This window comes from Cyanobacterium sp. HL-69 (assembly GCA_002813895.1).
In the GTDB taxonomy this organism is placed as follows: Bacteria; Cyanobacteriota; Cyanobacteriia; order Cyanobacteriales; family Cyanobacteriaceae; genus Cyanobacterium.
The window spans coordinates 2,501,714-2,520,806 of the sequence record CP024912.1; the positions used below are offsets into that span (position 1 = coordinate 2,501,714).

Annotated in this window: 16 protein-coding genes and 3 pseudogenes; 9 read left to right on the plus strand and 10 right to left on the minus strand. The window is 36.7% G+C overall.

The window, feature by feature from the left end; all coding sequences use genetic code 11:
• Positions 1 to 111 precede the first annotated feature (111 nt).
• From bchB to AA637_RS11560, 4 genes are all read left to right on the plus strand, one after another.
• Positions 112 to 1,638: a ferredoxin:protochlorophyllide reductase (ATP-dependent) subunit B gene (gene bchB / locus AA637_RS11545; RefSeq protein WP_446682883.1), complete on the plus strand. Its 1,527-nt coding sequence runs from the start codon at positions 112 to 114 to the stop codon at positions 1,636 to 1,638.
• Positions 1,639 to 1,963: 325 nt separating this feature from the next.
• The gene (surE, locus tag AA637_RS11550; protein ID WP_446682884.1) at positions 1,964 to 2,641 is read left to right on the plus strand and encodes a 5'/3'-nucleotidase SurE; all 678 of its coding nucleotides are present in this window, start codon (positions 1,964 to 1,966) and stop codon (positions 2,639 to 2,641) included.
• Between the two features lie 9 nt (positions 2,642 to 2,650).
• Complete coding sequence (fni, locus tag AA637_RS11555; protein ID WP_446682885.1) at positions 2,651 to 3,682, plus strand: type 2 isopentenyl-diphosphate Delta-isomerase; 1,032 nt, start codon at positions 2,651 to 2,653, stop codon at positions 3,680 to 3,682.
• Positions 3,683 to 3,775: 93 nt separating this feature from the next.
• Positions 3,776 to 4,573, plus strand: a complete 798-nt coding sequence (locus AA637_RS11560; protein ID WP_446682886.1) for a creatininase family protein — start codon at positions 3,776 to 3,778, stop codon at positions 4,571 to 4,573.
• Between the two features lie 76 nt (positions 4,574 to 4,649).
• Here AA637_RS11560 and AA637_RS11565 read toward each other — a convergent pair.
• The 3 genes and pseudogenes from AA637_RS11565 to AA637_RS11575 all read right to left on the minus strand — a co-directional run.
• Positions 4,650 to 4,988 (minus strand): annotated as a pseudogene (locus tag AA637_RS11565) (transposase); the annotation flags it as partial.
• A gap of 9 nt (positions 4,989 to 4,997) precedes the next feature.
• Positions 4,998 to 5,755 (minus strand): IS5 family transposase gene (locus tag AA637_RS11570; RefSeq protein ID WP_446684582.1). Its coding sequence is split into 2 segments (ribosomal slippage): positions 4,998 to 5,416 and positions 5,416 to 5,755, totalling 759 coding nucleotides; the frame shifts between segments, so codons are not numbered across the junction.
• 80 nt (positions 5,756 to 5,835) lie between these two features.
• Positions 5,836 to 6,338, minus strand: a pseudogene (locus AA637_RS11575) (IS630 transposase-related protein); the annotation flags it as partial.
• 44 nt (positions 6,339 to 6,382) lie between these two features.
• Between AA637_RS11575 and AA637_RS11580 the strand changes: the two are divergent.
• Positions 6,383 to 7,759: pseudogene (locus AA637_RS11580) on the plus strand (IS701 family transposase).
• 117 nt (positions 7,760 to 7,876) lie between these two features.
• Here AA637_RS11580 and nblS read toward each other — a convergent pair.
• The gene (gene nblS, locus AA637_RS11585) at positions 7,877 to 9,814 is read right to left on the minus strand and encodes a two-component system sensor histidine kinase NblS (protein WP_446682887.1); all 1,938 of its coding nucleotides are present in this window, start codon (positions 9,812 to 9,814) and stop codon (positions 7,877 to 7,879) included.
• A gap of 287 nt (positions 9,815 to 10,101) precedes the next feature.
• Between nblS and AA637_RS11590 the strand changes: the two genes are divergently transcribed.
• Both AA637_RS11590 and AA637_RS11595 read left to right on the plus strand, forming a co-directional pair.
• A complete protein-coding gene (locus AA637_RS11590; protein ID WP_446682888.1) occupies positions 10,102 to 11,031 on the plus strand; it encodes a glycosyltransferase family 2 protein in 930 nt (309 codons plus the stop codon).
• Positions 11,032 to 11,152: 121 nt separating this feature from the next.
• Positions 11,153 to 12,850 (plus strand): hypothetical protein, encoded by a 1,698-nt coding sequence (locus AA637_RS11595; RefSeq protein WP_446682889.1) that lies wholly within the window; start codon positions 11,153 to 11,155, stop codon positions 12,848 to 12,850.
• Positions 12,851 to 12,911: 61 nt separating this feature from the next.
• Here AA637_RS11595 and AA637_RS11600 read toward each other — a convergent pair whose 3' ends face one another.
• On the minus strand, positions 12,912 to 13,340 hold the full coding sequence (locus AA637_RS11600) for an ATP-binding protein (protein ID WP_446682890.1): 429 nt from the start codon (positions 13,338 to 13,340) through the stop codon (positions 12,912 to 12,914).
• Positions 13,341 to 13,636: 296 nt separating this feature from the next.
• On the opposite strand from AA637_RS11600, the gene AA637_RS11605 reads away from it, so the two are divergent.
• Together AA637_RS11605 and hisS are read left to right on the plus strand one after the other, a co-directional pair.
• Positions 13,637 to 14,545, plus strand: a complete 909-nt coding sequence (locus tag AA637_RS11605) for an alpha/beta fold hydrolase (RefSeq protein WP_446682891.1) — start codon at positions 13,637 to 13,639, stop codon at positions 14,543 to 14,545.
• 44 nt (positions 14,546 to 14,589) lie between these two features.
• Positions 14,590 to 15,831, plus strand: coding sequence for a histidine--tRNA ligase (hisS, locus tag AA637_RS11610; RefSeq protein ID WP_446682892.1), 1,242 nt, complete (start codon positions 14,590 to 14,592; stop codon positions 15,829 to 15,831).
• A gap of 76 nt (positions 15,832 to 15,907) precedes the next feature.
• On the opposite strand, the gene AA637_RS11615 is transcribed toward hisS, so the two are convergent.
• The 5 genes from AA637_RS11615 to AA637_RS11635 all read right to left on the minus strand — a co-directional run bounded on the left by AA637_RS11615 (position 15,908) and on the right by AA637_RS11635 (position 18,990).
• Positions 15,908 to 16,165 (minus strand): Txe/YoeB family addiction module toxin, encoded by a 258-nt coding sequence (locus AA637_RS11615; protein ID WP_446682893.1) that lies wholly within the window; start codon positions 16,163 to 16,165, stop codon positions 15,908 to 15,910.
• Positions 16,149 to 16,412 (minus strand): type II toxin-antitoxin system Phd/YefM family antitoxin, encoded by a 264-nt coding sequence (locus tag AA637_RS11620; protein WP_446682894.1) that lies wholly within the window; start codon positions 16,410 to 16,412, stop codon positions 16,149 to 16,151. The genes AA637_RS11615 and AA637_RS11620 overlap by 17 nt, the downstream gene beginning before the upstream one ends.
• A 55-nt stretch (positions 16,413 to 16,467) precedes the next feature.
• Positions 16,468 to 17,271: a TIGR03943 family putative permease subunit gene (locus AA637_RS11625; RefSeq protein ID WP_446682895.1), complete on the minus strand. Its 804-nt coding sequence runs from the start codon at positions 17,269 to 17,271 to the stop codon at positions 16,468 to 16,470.
• A 32-nt stretch (positions 17,272 to 17,303) separates the two neighbouring features.
• Positions 17,304 to 18,341 carry a permease gene (locus tag AA637_RS11630; protein WP_446682896.1) on the minus strand — a complete coding sequence of 346 codons (1,038 nt, stop codon included), beginning with the start codon at positions 18,339 to 18,341 and terminating at the stop codon, positions 17,304 to 17,306.
• Between the two features lie 178 nt (positions 18,342 to 18,519).
• Positions 18,520 to 18,990: a hypothetical protein gene (locus AA637_RS11635; protein WP_446682897.1), complete on the minus strand. Its 471-nt coding sequence runs from the start codon at positions 18,988 to 18,990 to the stop codon at positions 18,520 to 18,522.
• Between the last annotated feature and the right edge of the window lie 103 nt (positions 18,991 to 19,093).

Here is a 19,093-nt window from a genome sequence, read left to right on the forward strand (position 1 = left end):
GCCCCTAGATTTTCGTCCCGTGAATATTTGTAAATGAAAAGCGCAGACAAGGGATATAAATAGCACACTAGAAAAAGAAGCGAATGGACACCCACACGGAGATAATTTTCTATGAAACTAGCTTACTGGATGTATGCTGGCCCCGCGCACATCGGCACTCTACGAATTGCCAGTTCTTTTAAAAATGTTCATGCTATAATGCACGCACCCCTTGGAGACGACTATTTTAATGTAATGCGCTCTATGTTAGAAAGGGAAAGGAATTTTACCCCTGTTACTACCAGTGTAGTCGATCGCAACGTACTTGCTAGGGGCTCGCAGGAAAAGGTAATTGATAATATTGTACGTAAAGATCAAGAAGAAAGCCCAGATTTAATCGTTTTAACTCCCACTTGTACTTCCAGCATTTTACAAGAAGATTTAGAAAACTTTGTCAGCCGAGCGCAACTAAACTCAAAAGGAGATGTCATATTAGCGGATGTAAACCATTACCGTTATAACGAATTACAAGCAGCCGATCGCACTTTAGCCCAAATCGTGAAATTTTACCTTGAAAAAGCAGAAAAAAAAGGTACTATTAATCGAGAAAAAACTGCTAATCCTTCTGTTAATATTATCGGTATTTCTACCCTCGGTTTTCATAACAACCACGACTGTCGAGAGTTGAAAAAATTAATGGCTGACTTGGGTATCGAAATCAACATGATTATCCCCGACAAAGCCAGTGTGGAAGACTTACAAAATCTACCCCGTGCATGGTTTAATTTCATCCCTTATCGAGAATTAGGCTTAATGGCAGCCGAACATTTACAAAGAGAATATGAAATGCCCTATGTGGATATAACACCCATGGGAGTGGTAGAAACAGCCCGTTGTATCCGTGCCATGGCGAAGGTGATAAACCAGCAGGGGGGTAATGTTGACTATGAAGAATTAATTGAGTATCAAACCATTGAAGTATCCGAAGCGGCTTGGTTTTCGCGCTCTATTGATTGTCAAAATTTGACGGGTAAAAAAGCCGTTGTTTTTGGGGATAATACCCACGCAGCCGCCATGACAAAAATTTTGGTACGGGAAATGGGCATTGATGTGGTTTTGGCTGGTACTTATTGTAAGTATGATGAAGCATGGTTTAGGAAAGAAGTAGAGCCATTCTGTGATAATATTCTGATTAGCGAAGATAATGGAGAGATAGCAGATGCGATCGCCAAATTAGAACCCTCCGCCATCTTTGGTACACAAATGGAACGCCATGTGGGTAAACGTTTGGGCATTCCCTGCGGTGTCATTGCTGCCCCTATCCATATCCAAAACTTCCCCATCGGTTACAAGCCTTTCTTGGGTTATGAAGGTACAAATCAAATTACTGATTTGGTTTATAATTCTTTTACCCTCGGTATGGAAGATCATCTTTTAGAAATATTTGGTGGTCATGATACCAAAGAGGTTATTACTAAAGGTATCTCTGCGGATTCTGATTTAAATTGGACAAAAGAAGCCCAAGCGGAATTAAACAAAGTACCTGGTTTTGTCCGTGGTAAGGTAAAACGCAACACTGAAAAGTTTGCCCGTGAAAGAAATTTTGATCAAATTTCCCTTGAGGTGATGTATGCTGCCAAGGAATCGGTAGGGGCGTAAACAATTGATAATGTATAATTGACAATGGATAATTATCATAGATTAATATTATCGGGTTTATAAGTAATAGCAAGTTCTACGAAACAAATTATCATTTTGCCCCCTAAATCTCACAATTCTGGGGGGGCTTTAATCATTAAAAAAGGATTGGGGTTAAGGGTAAATTAATTAAGTTGTCAGGTATTGCTTAATCATGAGATGAAATACTATCGCATTATGATAAGTATTTAATAATATTCAAAATATTATCACCATTGCCTGTTCCCCATTCCCTATTCCCTACTTAAATGAGAAATCATATCTAAATCTAAATTCAGCAGTGCCAATGAAATTTGTCATAACTAATGATGATGGGATTGAAGCCGAGGGTATAAAAGCCCTCGCTAATACTGTGGAGGGGAATAAATTTATTATTGCCCCTAACAAGGAATATTCGGGCTGTGGACATCAAATTACTACCCGTCGGGGTATTGCAGTAGAAGACAGGGGAAATCAATCTTATAGTGTGGATGGCACTCCTGCTGATTGTGCCCGTTTAGCCATTCAGGCTCTTGCCCCAGATGCTGATTGGCTGTTGTCGGGTATCAATGCGGGGGGAAATTTGGGCGTAGATATGTATTTATCTGGTACGGTGGCAGCGGTGCGAGAGGCAACTATTGGGGGTTTAAAGGCGATCGCCCTTTCCCATTATATCAAAAGTCCTCAAAAAATTGACTGGATTTTAACAAGTAAATTAACTAAAAAAGTATTAGATTTACTATTATCAAAAGAGTTACCAAAAGGGCATTTTTGGAATGTTAATTTACCCCACTTATCTCCGTATCAAACAGACACAGAAATAGTATTTTGTCAACCAAGTAAATATCCTTTACCCCTAACCTTTAAACAGGAAAATAACGTTTACTTTTATCAAGGTAACTATAGTCAAAGGGGAAAAGAAAAAGATAGCGATATTGATGTATGTTTTTCTGGTAAAATTGCTGTTAGTTTAGTAAAGGTTTAAGCATAAAAAATGGGAGAGATTCAAACACAGACGCAAACAAGAAAAGATGATCATATTCGTATTTGTTTAGATGAAAAAGTACAATGTAATGCGGTTACTAATGGTTTGGAAAAATATCATTTTAACCATGTTTGTTTGCCCGAATTAGACTATCAAGAAATTGATATTAGTAGTCAATTTTTAGGTAAAAAAATAAATTCTCCCCTCCTTATCTCCTCCATGACAGGAGGCACTACCAATGCTCAATTAATTAACAAACGATTAGCTCAAATTGCCCAAAAATATAACCTCGCCATGGGTATCGGCTCAGGTCGTGTTATTATCGAAAAACCTGAGGTTGCCTCCACATTTAAAGTGCGATCGCATGCACCCGATATATTATTATTTGCAAATATAGGCGCCGTGCAACTAAACTACGGCTATGGTTATAAAGAATGTTTAGAGTTAGTAAAAATCCTTGAAGCAGATGCTCTCATCTTGCACATTAATCCCCTCCAAGAATGTATCCAACCCCAAGGGGATACGAATTTCAAAGACTTATTAAACAAAATTGCGAACCTGTGTGAAAATTTACCTGTACCTGTCATCGCCAAGGAAGTGGGTAATGGAATTTCCGTGGATATGGCAAAAAAGTTAATTGATGTGGGGGTAAAATCCATAGACGTAGCAGGGGCAGGAGGCACATCTTGGGCGATGGTAGAAAGCGAAAGGGCGGACAATGCCTTACAAAGACAACTAGGCCAAACTTTTGCCAATTGGGGCATTCCTACCGCCGACTGTGTGGCAAATATAGGACGTAAATATCCTGATATTCCCCTCATCGCTTCGGGGGGTATTCGTAATGGGTTGGAGGTAGCCAAATTAATTGCCCTTGGTGCGGATTTGGTGGGTTTGGCTTATCCTTTCCTCAAGGCGGCGATGGAATCCACTGAAGCCATTGATTTTCTGGTAAATTTATTAAATACAGAGATAAAAACCACTCTTTTTTGTACAGGAAGTAAAGACTTATCCAATTTAAACAAAAGTTTACGACAACTATAAAATTTGATTAACCATAGTACAAAATATTATTGAATTACAATAAGCATTCAATATTTAAAACATTTTTACTATTACCTATTCCGAAATAATATTATGATTCACGGTTTTATTCCCCCAGAGCGTTTTTTTGCTTATCTCACATGGCAAGAAATTGAGCAGATGTCAGATAAAGAAAATGTCGTGATAATTCAACCCATAGGGGCTATAGAGCAACATGGACATCATCTTCCTTTGGTGGTGGATTCGGCGATTAGTCAGGGGGTGTTAGGGAGTGCTTTGGAGAGTTTATCTTCTAAAATCCCAGCCTATGCTTTACCGACTCTCTATTATGGTAAATCTAACGAACATTTAGACTTTCCTGGTACTATTAGTTTATCGGCGGAAACTCTGTTAAGGGTATTAAGGGAAACAGCCGAGAGTATTTATAGAGCGGGATTTCGTAAGTTAGTTTTGATGAATTCCCACGGAGGGCAACCCCAGATATTAGATATTATTAGCCGTGATTTGCACCAAGAGCATCATGATTTTTTGGTGTTTCCTTTTTTTACTTGGCGTGTACCTCATATTACTAAAGATTTAATGACGGAGAGGGAAGGAAAGGAAGGGATTCATGCAGGGGATGCGGAGACGAGTTTGATGTTGTCTCTTTTGCCCCATCAGGTAAAAATGGATTTGGCGGTAAAAGAATATGCGAAAGATTTGGGTAAGGATAGTTTGTTATCTTTGGAGGGGCGTTTACCTTTTCCTTGGGTAACAAAAGAGTTGAGCAAAAGTGGAGTAATTGGTGATGCGACGGTGGCGACAAAGGATAAGGGCGATCGAATTTTAGAATCTCTTACCAAGGGTTGGATAGAATTAATAGAAGATATATACGAATACCAACAATCATAGATTTTAGATTGCACGGGTTAAGGGTAATAAAAGGGAAGTTCAACTATCATAGTCAATCAAAATAAGACTGAGACATTTAGCTAGTACAATAATTATAAATTATTTCATCTAAAGTTATTGTACTATCGCTATACATTTTTGCTCTTTTTAAAGCACTAAAATCGTGTTCAATATCATTTAAATCTGGTGAATAAGTTGGTAAAAACATTACTAGATGACCTGCTTCTTCTACTAATTCTTTTATCATATTTTTTCGGTGGATTGGTGCATTATCCATTATTAGTATTGAAAATTGTTTTAGTGATGGTAATAAATACATTTTTAGCCATGATTCAAAACTTTCTGCATTTAAACTTCCTGTAAAGATCATTGGAGCAATAAAATCTTTTTCTTTCTTTCTTCTTCCTGCTACTAGGGCGTGTCATCAATTAAGCCATATAACGACTGCGGCTAGATAAATAGCACCAAGAAAATTTATTTTTCGTTTATCATACCTAGTGGCTATGGCTCTATATTGTTTTAATCGGGCAAAAAAGTTCTCAATCAAATGTCTTGCTTGATATAAATACTTATCATATTCTCGTTGTTCTTTTCTATTTCTTTTTGGTGGAATAACCGCTATTTTATCCTGCTTCTTTAGCTTTTCCAGAACTCTTTCATCCGCATCATAACCTTTGTCCCCTAACAAAATATCTGCCTTTATTTCTTTGAGTAAAACATCTGCACCGTCCAAATCACATTTTTGTCCTCCGGTGAGGAAAAAACCTGTAGGATTACCTAATGCGTCAACCGTAGTATGAATTTTTGTACTTAAACCTCCTGTACTTCGACCTATTGCTTCCTCGTTTTTATCCCCCCTTTTGCACCAGCACTATGCTGGTGTGCTCTTACTATGGTTGAATCAATCATGGCATATTCATCGTCACTATCTCCTGCCAAAATTTGAAAAACCTTTTCCCAGACACCTTTTTTATTCCAACGACTAAAACGAGTATGAACCACTCGAAAATCACCAAATCGACTAGGTAAATCTCGCCAAGGAATACCAGCTCGATACCTGTACAATACCGCTTCGACAAAAAGTCGATTATCTTTGGCGGTGACTCCCACTGTACCAAATCGACCCAGTAATAAATCTTTAATTTTTTCCCATTGATCGTCTCTCAAACCATACCTGCGCATTTCTACCATATCCTCACTTTTGGCACAATTACTATCATCCTTATTCTATCTGTTATTCTCTTCTATTTGATGACACGCCCTAAATTTTCTCTTTTTCCTCGTTTCTCGCCATAAATTTTTTTTCCTTTTTTTGACCACCCATAAATGCAAGTACTTATTTCCTCAAATCCTGACTCATCAATAAATACCATACTCTTACTTCCGTATTTTTTGACTAATTCTCTTAATTTTTGTAAGTATTCTATTCTTTGTTTTCTATTTCTTTCTCTATAACGTAACTGTTTTTTTTTCTTGTTATGTTCATTTTTTTGAATGCATGAGATATTGCTGACATTGTTACTCCAAATTTTTTCGCTCTATCTATTAATTTATCATCTGGATTTTTCACTACATCTTCATATAGTGCTGATTTATCTAATTTTCTTTGACGAGTTTTGACCACTGTTGGTCTTAAATCTTTTCTATTCAACCATCTATATATTGATGCTCTTGATATTCCAAATATTCTCGATGCTTTTGTTACGTTACCTCTATTTTCTACATAGTCAATTACTTTTTGTTTTAATTCTATATCATGGGGCATTATACTTAAATATAAAAATAATTACTTCATCCATTATTTTACCCTTGATTGGTTCATACTTAAGTAAAGTGACTATACCTCGAAATCCCACAGAAACAGTTCCTCTGATTGATAACTATTGTTCGTTTTATCGTTCTTTATTTTCCGATGTGCGTAATTATGAATATTTTAAATATTTACACTTAGGATTAATTTCAACACTCAAAAGAAAATCTTTGCCAGAAATAAGTGAAATTGTTAATGTTTCCTCTCAAGGTTTACATCATTTTTTGACAAAATCTAATTGGAATTCATCAGACTTGGAAAAAGTACGTTTAAAATATATTTTAAGTATACTGATTGATACACCGATTACAGTAATCATTGATGAAACAGGAGATCGTAAAAAGCGGTGCGACCCCGCGTCGGCGAAAGACGCAAGGGAACGCGCACCAAGATAAGGAAATAACACAGATTATACTTCTCGACAATATTTGGGAAGCTTAGGGAAAATAGATCAAGGTATTATAGTATCAGTAAATGTTTATGGTCTTTATAGAAATATTACTTTCCCTTTAGTGACAAGAATATTCAAACCAAAAAAGACTCTCAAAGAGGGTGATGTTTACAAAACAAAAATAGAATTAGCAAGAGAAATTATCGAGTATTTAGTAGAGTTAGGTTTTTCTATTAATTTAGTATTAGCTGATAGTTTATATGGGGAAGCATCGACTTTAATTAATGCACTGAGACAAAATAATCTTGATTTTATTGTCTCTATTAGAAAAGACCATGGTGTTTGGATGCCAAGTTCACAGACGATAAGAGCGAATAAATGGTACAAATTTAAACGAATTTTTAGTGATGGTAAAAAAGAAGATAGATACATTAGAGAAATTATTTATGGTCTCAGAAGAGAAATAACTTATTGGCAAATTACTACTAACACAGAAACTATGCCAGAAAACAGCACTAGTTTTGTAATGACTAACATCCAAAAAACGAGAACTCAACAGAAAAAAACCATGGGAAATTTATATGGTCAACGTACATGGGTAGAGTATGGATTTCGGCAGTGTAAACAAGAATTAGGCTGGACAGATTATCGTTTAACCAAGGGAGAAGATATAGAAAAATGGTGGGAAATTATTAATAGTGTTTACTGGATGATTAGCTTAAAAACTAAACCTATTACAGACTTAATTAATCAAAAAAAAATAGTAGAGACTCAAGATAAGAAAATCTTCATCACAGAAGATTGGCGTGATTTTAGTAGTTGGAAAAATACATTGATTAACTATCGAATTATGGTTAAACCAATGCTCATCTTTTGCACAATGTTACCTTGGTTAAGAATAATGGAGAGCGATTTATTATGGATAGGGTTTAATCATTTACTGAACCACAGCAATAATTGTATGATTCATTTTCTCAGTGGATAAATTCATTTTTTCCGATTAGTTATTTCGGAAAGTGACAAAAGAAGGATAATCCTTCTAGGGACGTAGCATTCTACGTCCTTCACCACCTAAACCACTTTTTCATAAAACCCCACTTCATCAATGAGCCACTGGAACTTTTTGTTCTTGAAAAACCTGTAAATCAAACCAAAAAGTAGTACCCACTCCCACTTCACTAACCAAATTAACCTTAGTATGGTGTTTATCAGCAATATTTTTAACAATCGAAAGTCCTAACCCAGTCCCCTCAAGGGTGTGAACCCTATTTTCTACTCGGAAAAAACGATCAAAAATCGCCTCTTGGTCTTCTTTAGCAATGCCAATACCCGTGTCTTTCACCTCCACTCGTACATGGGATATTTCTTCTGGTTGCTCAGGGTTATTTCTTACCCCATAGGCATGAATGGTGATACTACCATCTTCAAGGGTAAACTTAAGGGCATTACCCACTAAGTTAGTAAACACCTGCAATAGTAAATCATAATGACCCCATACAGGGGGCAATAAAGGCTCAACATCCCGAATCAATTCAATTTTCTTATCCCTAGCATATAGTTGATAAGTCCTCAAAGTTTGTTCTATGGGTTGGTCTAAATCAAGGGCTTGGAATTGGTAACTTCTTGATGACTCTAAGCGAGATAAATCCAACACATCATTAACTAAACGGGTTAATCTATCGGTTTCACTATTGGCAGTTTGTAAAAACTCTACTTTTTCGGTTTCTGTCAAATCATCTCCATATTCCGCCAAGGTTTCAATAAAAGATTTTATGTTGAATAAAGGGGTTCTTAATTCGTGGGAAACATTACTAATAAATTGACTTTTAGCTTCATTTAATTCTACTTCCCTAGTAATGTCTTGAACTGTCATAACAATACCTTTTAAATTCTCTTTATTTTGGTCTAAAACCTGAGTAATTAAAATTCTAAAAGTATGTTGATTCGGTTCTCTTAAACTAACTCTAAATTCCCCTCTGGTGGGAGAAATATGATAATCTTGATCATTTTCTGTGTGCCCTTCTTCTACAGAAATGTTCTTCAATGGTTTTTGTAGTTGTTGCCCAATTTCTGAGGGTAAAAAATCTAATAAATATTTACCTATTATTTGTTTATCATCCCAACCAAACATTTTATTAGCGGTGGGATTTACTAACACTAATTTTAGTTGAGAATCAAGAAGAATGGCACCGTCGGCAATGGTGGAAACGAGGGTTTCTAATTTTGCTTTTTCGGCGGTTAATTCTTCAATATTTTGTTCTTCAAATGTTTCTAACCTTTCAGCCATCTCATTAAAACTAAGGATTAATTCCCCTAATTCTCCCCCTAGGGGTAAATCAATTCTTTGTTTAAAGTTTCCCGCTGCGATGTTTTTAACCCCCAACAATAGTTCTTTAATGGGTTGGGTAATGGTTAAAGCATTAAATACTCCCCCTAAAATGACCATAGCCCAGATGGAAATAAATACAGCGATGGTTACATCCCTTGTAAGATTGGATGAGGCCACGAGGGTTGGGTTGGGGTTAATGCCGATGGCGAGGGTGCCTAAAGGTTGATTATCATCCACCAGGGGAACGAATACGTCTGTTACTTGCCCATCGGGGGTGGTATGTTGTCGTACCATGGGAAGTCTTATGTCGTGATTATAGTCTTCGGGAAGTTCTAGTTTTCTTTGAATGGTGAGGGAGTTTTTGACTTCACTTTGAGAAAAGGGAATACCGAAAAAAATACTTCCTTCTTGGTCTGCATAGATGATATATCTGACGCTAGAGGTACTGTTGTAAAATCTGCCCGAAAAACGAGCTACCTCCGTCAAGTTATCTTCAGCAATCAAAGGGGCAACATTACTTGCCAACAAAAGCCCTAAATCCCTGCCAAAACGAGTGTCGTTGATTTGTGCTTCTTGTTGAATGGAGTTTACTGCCCAAAAAGTTAAACTACTCATGACAAGGGAGACAACAAGGGTAGCTGTTGCCATCAACTTTGTTTGTAGGGTAAATTCTGACCACCAACGCCCAATAATTTCTTTTAAAAATTGCACCTTTGTTACTTTTATAAAATATCGATAATTTAAAATTGCTTTTGATCACCATGGTAATATGTATGTTGACCAAAAATTGTGTCGATAGTTTTCAGGTTGATAAGAAATTATAAGTAAAATCTTGTTTCTAATGGTTTTATTTGCTTATAATTCAAGGGTTATAAGATTTTTTTTACTTTTCTCATTTAACCCTTTGATGGTGTTTTTTTGTGTTAATTATCTCAAAAAGGATATGGTTAGACGAGATCTAGGGTAAAATCATAGGTAATTTATTTTGGGTCAAAAGAGTGTTTTTTAGTGTCGTTATTCCTACTTATAACCGTCTGCCGATTTTGCAAAAGTGCTTAAGGGCGCTCGAGCAACAGGATTATGATTCTGGTTTGATTGATGGTTATGAAATTGTGGTGGTGGATGATGGTTCTACGGATGATACTATTGGCTGGATTGAGCAACAAAAAGCCCACTTTCCCCATGTTAGTCTTTTCTTACAAAATCATCAAGGAGCTGCGATCGCCCGTAACCTAGGCATAGAAAAAGCCCAAGGAGACACGATTATTTTTATTGATAGTGATTTAGTCGTCACTCCCAGTTTTCTGAATGCTCACGCCCAAAGCCTAATCAAAGCCCAAGAAAAACTAGGTCACGATCGCACCTTTACCTATGGAGCAGTAATTAACACCGCTAACTTTGATAATCCTACCTCAGAACCCTACAAAATTACTGACTACTCCGCCGCTTATTTTGCGACGGGCAACGTGGCGATCGCCAAAAAATGGTTAGAAAAAGTAGGAAAATTTGACCCCAACTTTCGGCAATATGGTTGGGAAGACCTAGAATTAGGAGTCAGACTAAAAAAAATAGGACTAAAACTAATCAAAACTCCCGAAGCCGTTGGCTACCATTGGCATCCCCCCTTCAATCTCCAACAAATACCCAAACTCATCGAGCAAGAAATTCAACGGGGAAAAATGGGCGTAATATTTTATCAAAAACACCCCACCTACGAAGTAAAAATGATGATTCAAATGACCTGGATTCATCGCCTACTGTGGGGCATCCTATCCCTAGGGGGAAGATTAAACGAAAAAACCATGAAACCCTTATTACAATGGCTCATTGACCAAGGAAAACCCCAACTAGCCCTAGAAATAGCCCGAATCTTCCTCAATTGGTACAACGTCCAAGGAGTTTATGAAGCCTACAACACAAGTAAGTAAAAATACTTAAAATGATAAAATAAGATTCTTAAATAAATTTTATCAATATAATACTTTTAGACTAAAAATAAAAAATAGTTCATAACAAATAAAAAATAATATAAATGCGGAGGCATAAGAAATGCAAATAGCTATTGGCATAATAATAGGCATCATCATTGGTGCAGTAGTATTGTTTTTAATTAATAAAGGTAAAGTAAATCCCGAAGAAATCGAAAAAGAAAAGCAAAAAGCCCTCAAACAAGCCGAACAAAATTTTGAAACTAGAAAACAAGAATTAATCGCATCCTTAAGGCAGGAATATGAAGCCGAATCTGCCCAAACCATTGCCTTACAACAAGATACCTATGAAAACCAAATCCAGAGCCTAAACACTCAACTAATCGACCTAGAAGACCAAAAAAATCAACTACAAAACGCCCTCAAAGAAGCTCAAGAGACTTCCGCCGATACCAGCGAACTAGACTCCGCCAAAAGCCAAATTGAGTCCCTAGAAGCCCAAATTGCCCAACTACAACCCCTAGAGTCCGAAATAGAATCCCTACGACAGAGAAGCTCTCAATTAGAAGAAGAAAAACAAACCTTAGAACAAAGTTACCAAGCTCACATCGAAGAATTAGTTAATAACTATCAACAAGAGTTAGATAACCAAATTAGAGCAGTAAGGGAAGAATATGAAAATCAAGAAGAATTACCCGAAACTCAACTAGACTTACAACCAGAAAATATTGGTGCTGCGGTTATTCCAGGAGACTACATCCAACAACTAGCCGATGATTATCAATCAGAAGGAGAATCTTCTTCCGTAGAACAAGTTCAAGAATTCGGTGAACAAATAACAGAGGATACTCAAGAATCTTTAGAGGAATTGACGGACAATGCAGAGGAATTAGCCGAAGACACTGAAGACTGGATTGGTGAGGTAGCCCAAGACACTCAGGAATCTTTAGAAGGATTTGCTCAAGAGGGCGAAGAATTTACCGATGAAAACGATGATTGGATGGGTGAGGTAACAGAAAATACCCAAGAATCCTTGGATGAGTTGACCGATAGTATGGAAGAATCAACCCAAGAAGCCGAAGATTGGATTGGGGAAGTGGCAGAAAATACCCAAGAGTCTTTAGATGAATTCACTGCCAATGTCGAAGAATTTACCGAAGAAGCCCAAGATTGGATAGGAGAAATGACCGAAAATGCTCCTGCATCGTTAGATGAATTAGGAGAGGGAGTTTCTGCAACCCTAGAAGGAATGGGAGAACAATTGTCCGAGGTGATGGATAATATTATGGGAGAAGAATCTTCTGAGGAAGAAATCTCTGATGATGATTCTGATGACTTTGATATTTCCATTTTTGATGAGGAAGAATCTGAAGAAGTTGCCACTGTGGATATTAGTGAAGGTGATGATGAGATTTTCGCCGAAATTGACACCGAATTGTCTGATGATGAGGAAGTAATTGACTTTGAATCCTTTGATAGCCCTGATGACGCTAATGATGGGCAAGATAATGATTATCAGTTGTCTGGGGATGATTTAGATTTATCGGGTGATGATGACGATGAGTTAAATTTCTCTGAATTGGGAATTGAGGATGAAACTTCTTCTTCTGACGATGACTTTAATTTAGATTTAGATTTATCTGGGGATGATGATAATGATGAGTTTGATTTAGGTGCTTTGGTGGATGAATCTAATGATTCTGATAGTGCTGAAGTTAATCCTTTTGAGTTAGATAATTCCGAATCTAATGATGATGATATAGCTGAATTTGACCTTGATTCTTTACTTGATGATGATGACAACCAAATAAACAAATAATAGTCATTTAAATTAAAATGAAACTCTGCCACGCTTCTTTAGGCGTGGTTTTCGTTTTTTATTATATCTTTACACCAAAATTTCTTTTAATTGTTAAACAATTTCGATTGTTGGGATGATGTTCATATTTCAATTCATCGGCAACTTTTTCTAAGATTTCAATACCCCTTCCTCCTGTCTTCAAATGGTTATCCTTACTGTTTGATTCTTGTGAAGATATTAAATTAAAAGGATTGCCTTGATCCCAAATTTTGATTTCCAAATTTGAAGGGTTAATGATAATCTCTATTTCGATGGTGGTTTCCGGGGGGAGATTTTTGTGGGCATGACGCACCGCATTTGTAAAACCTTCTGCCAAAGCCAACTGACATTCTAGCCAAACTCTTTGATTAATAAATTCTGGTTTTACTTCCTCATATTTCCCTAAAACTTCCCCTAAACAGAGTAAGTCACTGGGTACAACAAAAGATATTTGTTTAACAGCTTTCAAAAGTCATTCAATCCTTTATTATTTGACCATTAATGGTTTATTATCTATTACACTACAAAAGGCTGAGTTTTTTTGATAATTAGCCATCGGTGAGTGACAACTATCGTTACTAATTATATCTGAACGATCGCCAAGGAGGAATTTTTTTTCCTTTGGGAATGAAAATGTATAACTTAAAAGTTAGTAATTATGATTAGATGTTAATTAATTTAAGGTTAGCCTTTAAGAATTATGTTTAGCACTTTGATAATGCTATTGTAACTCAGATTTATTTTATTAAGATAATTTTTTATATTATGTTTATTTTACCTGAAACTAAGTTTTATTCTTGGAAAAAATATCAATGTGCTTATACTGAATATGGTTCGGATAATGATTCACAATCTTTACCTTTAGTGTTAATTCATCCTATTGGGGTGGGTTTATCTGGAATATTTTGGCATCGTTTTTTAAAGGCTATTACTGATTCTGATGGTAATTATAAGGTTTATAATCCCGACTTGTTAGGCTGTGGTGAGAGTGATTTACCTCGTATTGCTTATGATCCAAAAGATTGGGCTAGTCAGCTAAATATCTTTTTAGAAAATGTGGTCAAAAAACCTTGTATTTTAGTAGTGCAAGGGGCTTCTTTTCCTATCTCTGTTTATATGGCAGCAGGGGATTTAAAGTGTGATTTAATTAAGGGTTTAATTTTGTCTGGACCTCCTGCTTGGAATATTATGACTAATGGGGGTAATAGTAAAATTAGTGATATTGTTTGGAATGTATTTTTTGATTCTTTTGTGGGTTCTTTGTTTTATAAGTATGCCCAAAGAAGAAAATTTATTGAGTCTTTTTCTATTAAGCAGTTATTCGCTGAGGCTGATGGGGTAGATGCTGAGTGGTTGGATATGTTGGAAAAGGGTGCTATAGATCCTAAAAATCGCTATGCTGTATTTTCTTTTTTGGCTGGTTTTTGGCGTAAAGATTATACTAAGTTAATGCAAAAGTTAGATCAGAAAATTTTACTGTTGATAGGTGAAAGTGCTAGTAGTGTTAGCAAGGATGGTTTTAAGGAAAGTCCTGATCAAAGAATTGAATTGTATGGTAAAAATATTCCTAATTTGGAAGGCAAAAAAATTAGTGGTCGTAATGTTTTGCCCTATGAGTCAACGGAAGGGTTTTTGAAAGAAGTTAGACTTTTTGTTGACAATTTTTCGGTTTAATTATTAAAGTTTTTTTGTGATTATTTTTTAGGAATTAAGTTTTGATGGAACAAATTCAAGCAATTCGTGGTACTAGGGATATTTTGCCTGATGAGGCTATTTATTGGCAGTTTTTGGAAAGGACTGCTTTTGAGGTTTTGTCTCGGGCTTGTTATCAGGAAATTAGGACTCCTATTTTTGAGCCGACTCCTTTGTTTGAGCGCGGTATTGGCGAGGCGACGGATGTCGTAGGTAAAGAGATGTACACTTTTACTGATAGGGGCGATCGCACTTTAACCCTACGTCCAGAAGGCACAGCAGGGGCAGTACGCGCCTATATTCAAAATAAGTTGGCTAGTAATGGTATTCAACGATTGTGGTACACAGGAGCGATGTTTAGGTACGAGCGCCCCCAGGCAGGAAGACAAAGGCAATTTCATCAAATCGGCTTGGAGTTGTTGGGAGTAAAAGCCCCTCGGGCTGATGTGGAAGTAATTGCGATCGCCACTGATATTTTAAAAGCCTTGGGGTTACAAAACCTCAGCTTACAACTCAACTCCGTGGGTAGTGGGGAAGATAGACAAAACTATCGAGATGCCTTGGTGGCATACCTCACCCCCTACAAAAATGATTTAGATCAAGATTCCCAAGATCGCCTAGAGCGTAACCCCCTCCGTATTTTAGACAGTAAAGACAAGAAAACCCAAGAGATTGCGGAGAATGCCCCCTCTATTTTGGACTATCTTGGCACAGAATCCAAAGCACATTTTGATCAAGTTTGTCAACTATTAAACGATCTTAATATTACCTATCACCTTAATCCTTTACTGGTGAGGGGGCTTGATTACTATACCGATACCGCCTTTGAAATCCAATCCGCCGATTTAGGTGCTCAGGCGACAGTGTGCGGAGGAGGAAGATATGACGGCTTAGTGTCTCAACTAGGGGGCGGTGATACCCCTGCCATCGGTTGGGCTATGGGGATGGAGCGCTTAATTCTCTTGCTGAAAGAATTACAACCCCTTTGCACTTCTAGTCCTGATATTTACTTTGTCTCTAGGGGTGAAAACGCCGAAAAGAAAGCCCTTATCATTGCCCAAGATTTGAGACAAAAGGGTTATAAAGTCGAGCTTGATTTGACAGGTAGTAACTTCGGAAAGCAGTTTAAAAGGGGCGATCGCACTGGTGCTAAAATATGCTTAGTATTGGGAGAAAGTGAAGTAGAAAACAACACCATCCAACTAAAATATCTCGATACGGGTAAACAAGAAACCCTCTCGGTAGAAGAAATAGAAACAAAACTTTAACTAAAGTTTAACCCTCAAAATATCCCCCAATTTTGGGGGACTTTAATTTTTAACGTTCTTTTTTGACGCAAAAATGCTATTCATAATGTGACCAAATGGAAACAACTTTGATTAACTTATTTTCTTCCTCAATGCGATAAACAAGACGATGCTTAATATTAATTCTCCTTGAATAATATCCTTTTAAATTTCCTGATAATTTCTCATAAGGAAGTTGATAGGGATTTGATTTTAATATTTCCAATAACTTTTTAAGATTATTCTCAAGATTAGCTGATTTTATCTTTTTAACGTCCTTTAAAACCCCACGGCTAAACTCAATCCTCCAAACCATCCAATAACCCCAGAAACTCATCTTCCGACACCCAATCATTTTCGAACTCTGCTTGTTTAACAGATTCCACTAGATTCGGAATAGATTGTAAATAAAGAGTTTCTTGTAAACTATCCCAATCCTCCTTAGACAACAATACCGCATCCCCTTTTTTACTGGTGATAATCCGTGGTAAATGATCTTGATTAACTTGTTCTACTAATCCAAATAAATTCGCTCTGGCAGTACTAGCATTAACTATTTGCATAACTACTAAATTTTATTGTACAGTTAATGGTACCAGTGTAGCATTTCTAAATTATTTAATAGCCATAAGGATCAGCAGGAGTAGGAATTATCTCCACTTCTGAAGCATTCAAAACCAAGTGTCTTACCTCTCTTCGGGTATCTGTAACCGTAGCATCTAAAGGTGGCAAAATTTGAGTCATCATTTCTCCTTGTATCGTTAACCAAGTATCAGGGGGATAATTTTCCCTCGACTCAGGTAACTTAACGGGTATTCCTACGGGGTAAGCATCCACCGCACAACAGGTAATAATAAAACGGGATAAATAAACATAATCATCGGGCAAAGAATCTAAATGCACCACAAACCCTGTAATGTTTGCTTTTTGCCCCTTATAAGTATCAGGCTCAGGATATACGTGTAAAGTACGTACCCATTCAATAATAGTTCTTTCTTCGGGTTTTGTCCCTGTCCCAAAGGATTCTAGTTGTAGGGTAACGGGGGGTAAAGAATCCACTAGCCCCCTTTGGATAGCACTTTGACTATTTAAAATAATCGGCTCTGTAACTAAACCAAATACCGCTACAGCGATTAAAAGAGAACTTCCCCATCCTTTTGGTAATAATAAAATGGAGTTTTGATTATCACTCCTCATATATGCTTTTTTACGGTAGTATCTCAGATAAATCTGTAGGACTTTGAGAGAAGAAATGATGAATAATACAACACTGGCGATGAAAACCAATAGGAAATAATTAGGATGGATTAATCTATTTAATTCTCCCGTTGCCCAATATTTAAAAAGTAATAACCCCCAAAAGAAGAAGGCAGAAAAGTCTAATAATGGAAAAAATAACAGGTTTTTCTTAATAGTCTTCATTATGGAGTTTCAATATATAACTAATTATTTCACTAGAAAAAATAACTGTAGGAAAGAGTAAAAATAAAGGTAAATTGGGCAATAATTACCATTAAATAAAAGATCATCCGAGGTTTAAAAATAGATAACATCAAACCCATGGCTTTAATGTCAATCATGGGGCCAAATACTAAGAATGCCACAAGAGAAGCGGTAGTAAAGGTAGAAGAAAAAGACAGCACGAAAAATGAATCTACGGTAGAACAAATAGACACTACCGAGGCTAATACCATCATGGCAATAATTGATGTGACCGTGTCTTGTCCAATGTTTAAAATAATTTCCCTAGGTATAAATACTTGGATAATAGAGGCGATCGCACTGCCCAAAATCAATACACCGCCCAAATCCCGTAACTCTTGGGTAATATTTTCAATAAAAAGATTAAACTTGCGCCCCAATGCTTCCTTTTTTTGTTTTTCTTCCTCCGCTTTCAACAAAGCATCATCCATCTTGATTACCTGCCCTGGTTGCCCCAGAATAAAACTCCCTGATTGTAACAAACTATAACTATTAGAAAGATTATTAACAGGTTTAGATTTTGCTTGAGCCTTAGCATCTAACAATACTGTTAAACGCTTGGCAAGGGAAGGTTTAAGCAACGGACGACAATCTTTTTGTAAGCTAAATAAACAACCCAAAGTCATGGCAATGGTCAAAGAAAAAATAATCCTCAACCAAAAAACCTCTGGTTGCCCCCGAAAAGCCACATAAGTTGACCACAAAACCACAGGATTAATGGTGGGGGCTGCTAAAAGGAAAGAAATTGCCACAGAAGTAGGTAAACCCTGCAAAAGAAAACGTCGGGCCACAGGAACATTACCACATTCACAGACAGGAAAACAAAAGCCAAAAAAACTACCGATAAACGCTCCTAAAATGGGGTTTGACGGTAACATCTCGATTAATTTACCCTCATCGAGAAAAACAATTAAACTACTAGAAAGGAGTACCCCAAACAACAAAAAGGGCATGGCCTCTACTAACAGACTTATAAATAAGGTTAAAGCACTATATATCTGATGATCCATGGGGTTTATTTTATCCTGTCCATAGGTTTTTTGACCCTCAAACAGACTTAAAAGTTCACTGAATGGTATTTTTTTCAGTCTTAATCTTACCCCATAAAAGAGGGTTAGAATGAATAATCAATAATAGATAGTGAATATTTAAACTTGATTTTTATTATATTCTTCCCAAAGATTATATTTAGTCAAATTGAAGTTTAACGGCTTTTCCAGTGGCTATTCCGCCTCCATCAACTATCAAATTATTATCTTTATCAAATGCTTCATAGGTGATTGTGGACGTAAATGAATCACCCTCACTATCTAGGGTAATATTTTCGGTCAATACTCCCCTTGTAGCAGGTAGCCAACCACTCCAAATATTCTCTAAACTGGTATTTTCTGGGCGCGTGGTGGCATAGTATTCGTATTTTGCTTCAAATTTATTAGTATCTACTTGTCGCCAAATACCGTAAGCAGGAGGGACGGGGGGGGCAGCATCATAGTTTGATGATTCGGTCATAGTTCCCCCTAAGTTGAAGCTGTACATAAATTCTAGGTCTTTGACCTCCGCAAATCCTCCTGTGGTGAATTGTACTTGCGATCGCCATTGTCCGATTAATTTACCATAACTTCTCACTCCTCCAGATTGTGCCTGAGAATCTTGGGTCAAAAAAGAACTTGTAATTATAAGAGGAATTAAAACAATTAATAGTATTGAAAAACGGTACTTGATAATTGATTTGGATAATGCCTTAAACAATCTCATTACTAAA

What these genes read in the sequence shown, in the direction of transcription:
- hisS (WP_446682892.1), top strand. Translation starts at nt 14,590, where the DNA reads ATGGAACAAATTCAAGCAATTCGTGGTACTAGGGATATTTTGCCTGAT.
- surE (WP_446682884.1), top strand. Translation starts at nt 1,964, where the DNA reads ATGAAATTTGTCATAACTAATGATGATGGGATTGAAGCCGAGGGTATA.
- AA637_RS11625 (WP_446682895.1), bottom strand. Translation starts at nt 17,271, where the DNA reads ATGAAGACTATTAAGAAAAACCTGTTATTTTTTCCATTATTAGACTTT.
- bchB (WP_446682883.1), top strand. Translation starts at nt 112, where the DNA reads ATGAAACTAGCTTACTGGATGTATGCTGGCCCCGCGCACATCGGCACT.
- AA637_RS11620 (WP_446682894.1), bottom strand. Translation starts at nt 16,412, where the DNA reads ATGCAAATAGTTAATGCTAGTACTGCCAGAGCGAATTTATTTGGATTA.
- fni (WP_446682885.1), top strand. Translation starts at nt 2,651, where the DNA reads ATGGGAGAGATTCAAACACAGACGCAAACAAGAAAAGATGATCATATT.
- AA637_RS11560 (WP_446682886.1), top strand. Translation starts at nt 3,776, where the DNA reads ATGATTCACGGTTTTATTCCCCCAGAGCGTTTTTTTGCTTATCTCACA.
- AA637_RS11630 (WP_446682896.1), bottom strand. Translation starts at nt 18,341, where the DNA reads ATGGATCATCAGATATATAGTGCTTTAACCTTATTTATAAGTCTGTTA.
- AA637_RS11615 (WP_446682893.1), bottom strand. Translation starts at nt 16,165, where the DNA reads ATGGTTTGGAGGATTGAGTTTAGCCGTGGGGTTTTAAAGGACGTTAAA.
- AA637_RS11595 (WP_446682889.1), top strand. Translation starts at nt 11,153, where the DNA reads ATGCAAATAGCTATTGGCATAATAATAGGCATCATCATTGGTGCAGTA.
- AA637_RS11605 (WP_446682891.1), top strand. Translation starts at nt 13,637, where the DNA reads ATGTTTATTTTACCTGAAACTAAGTTTTATTCTTGGAAAAAATATCAA.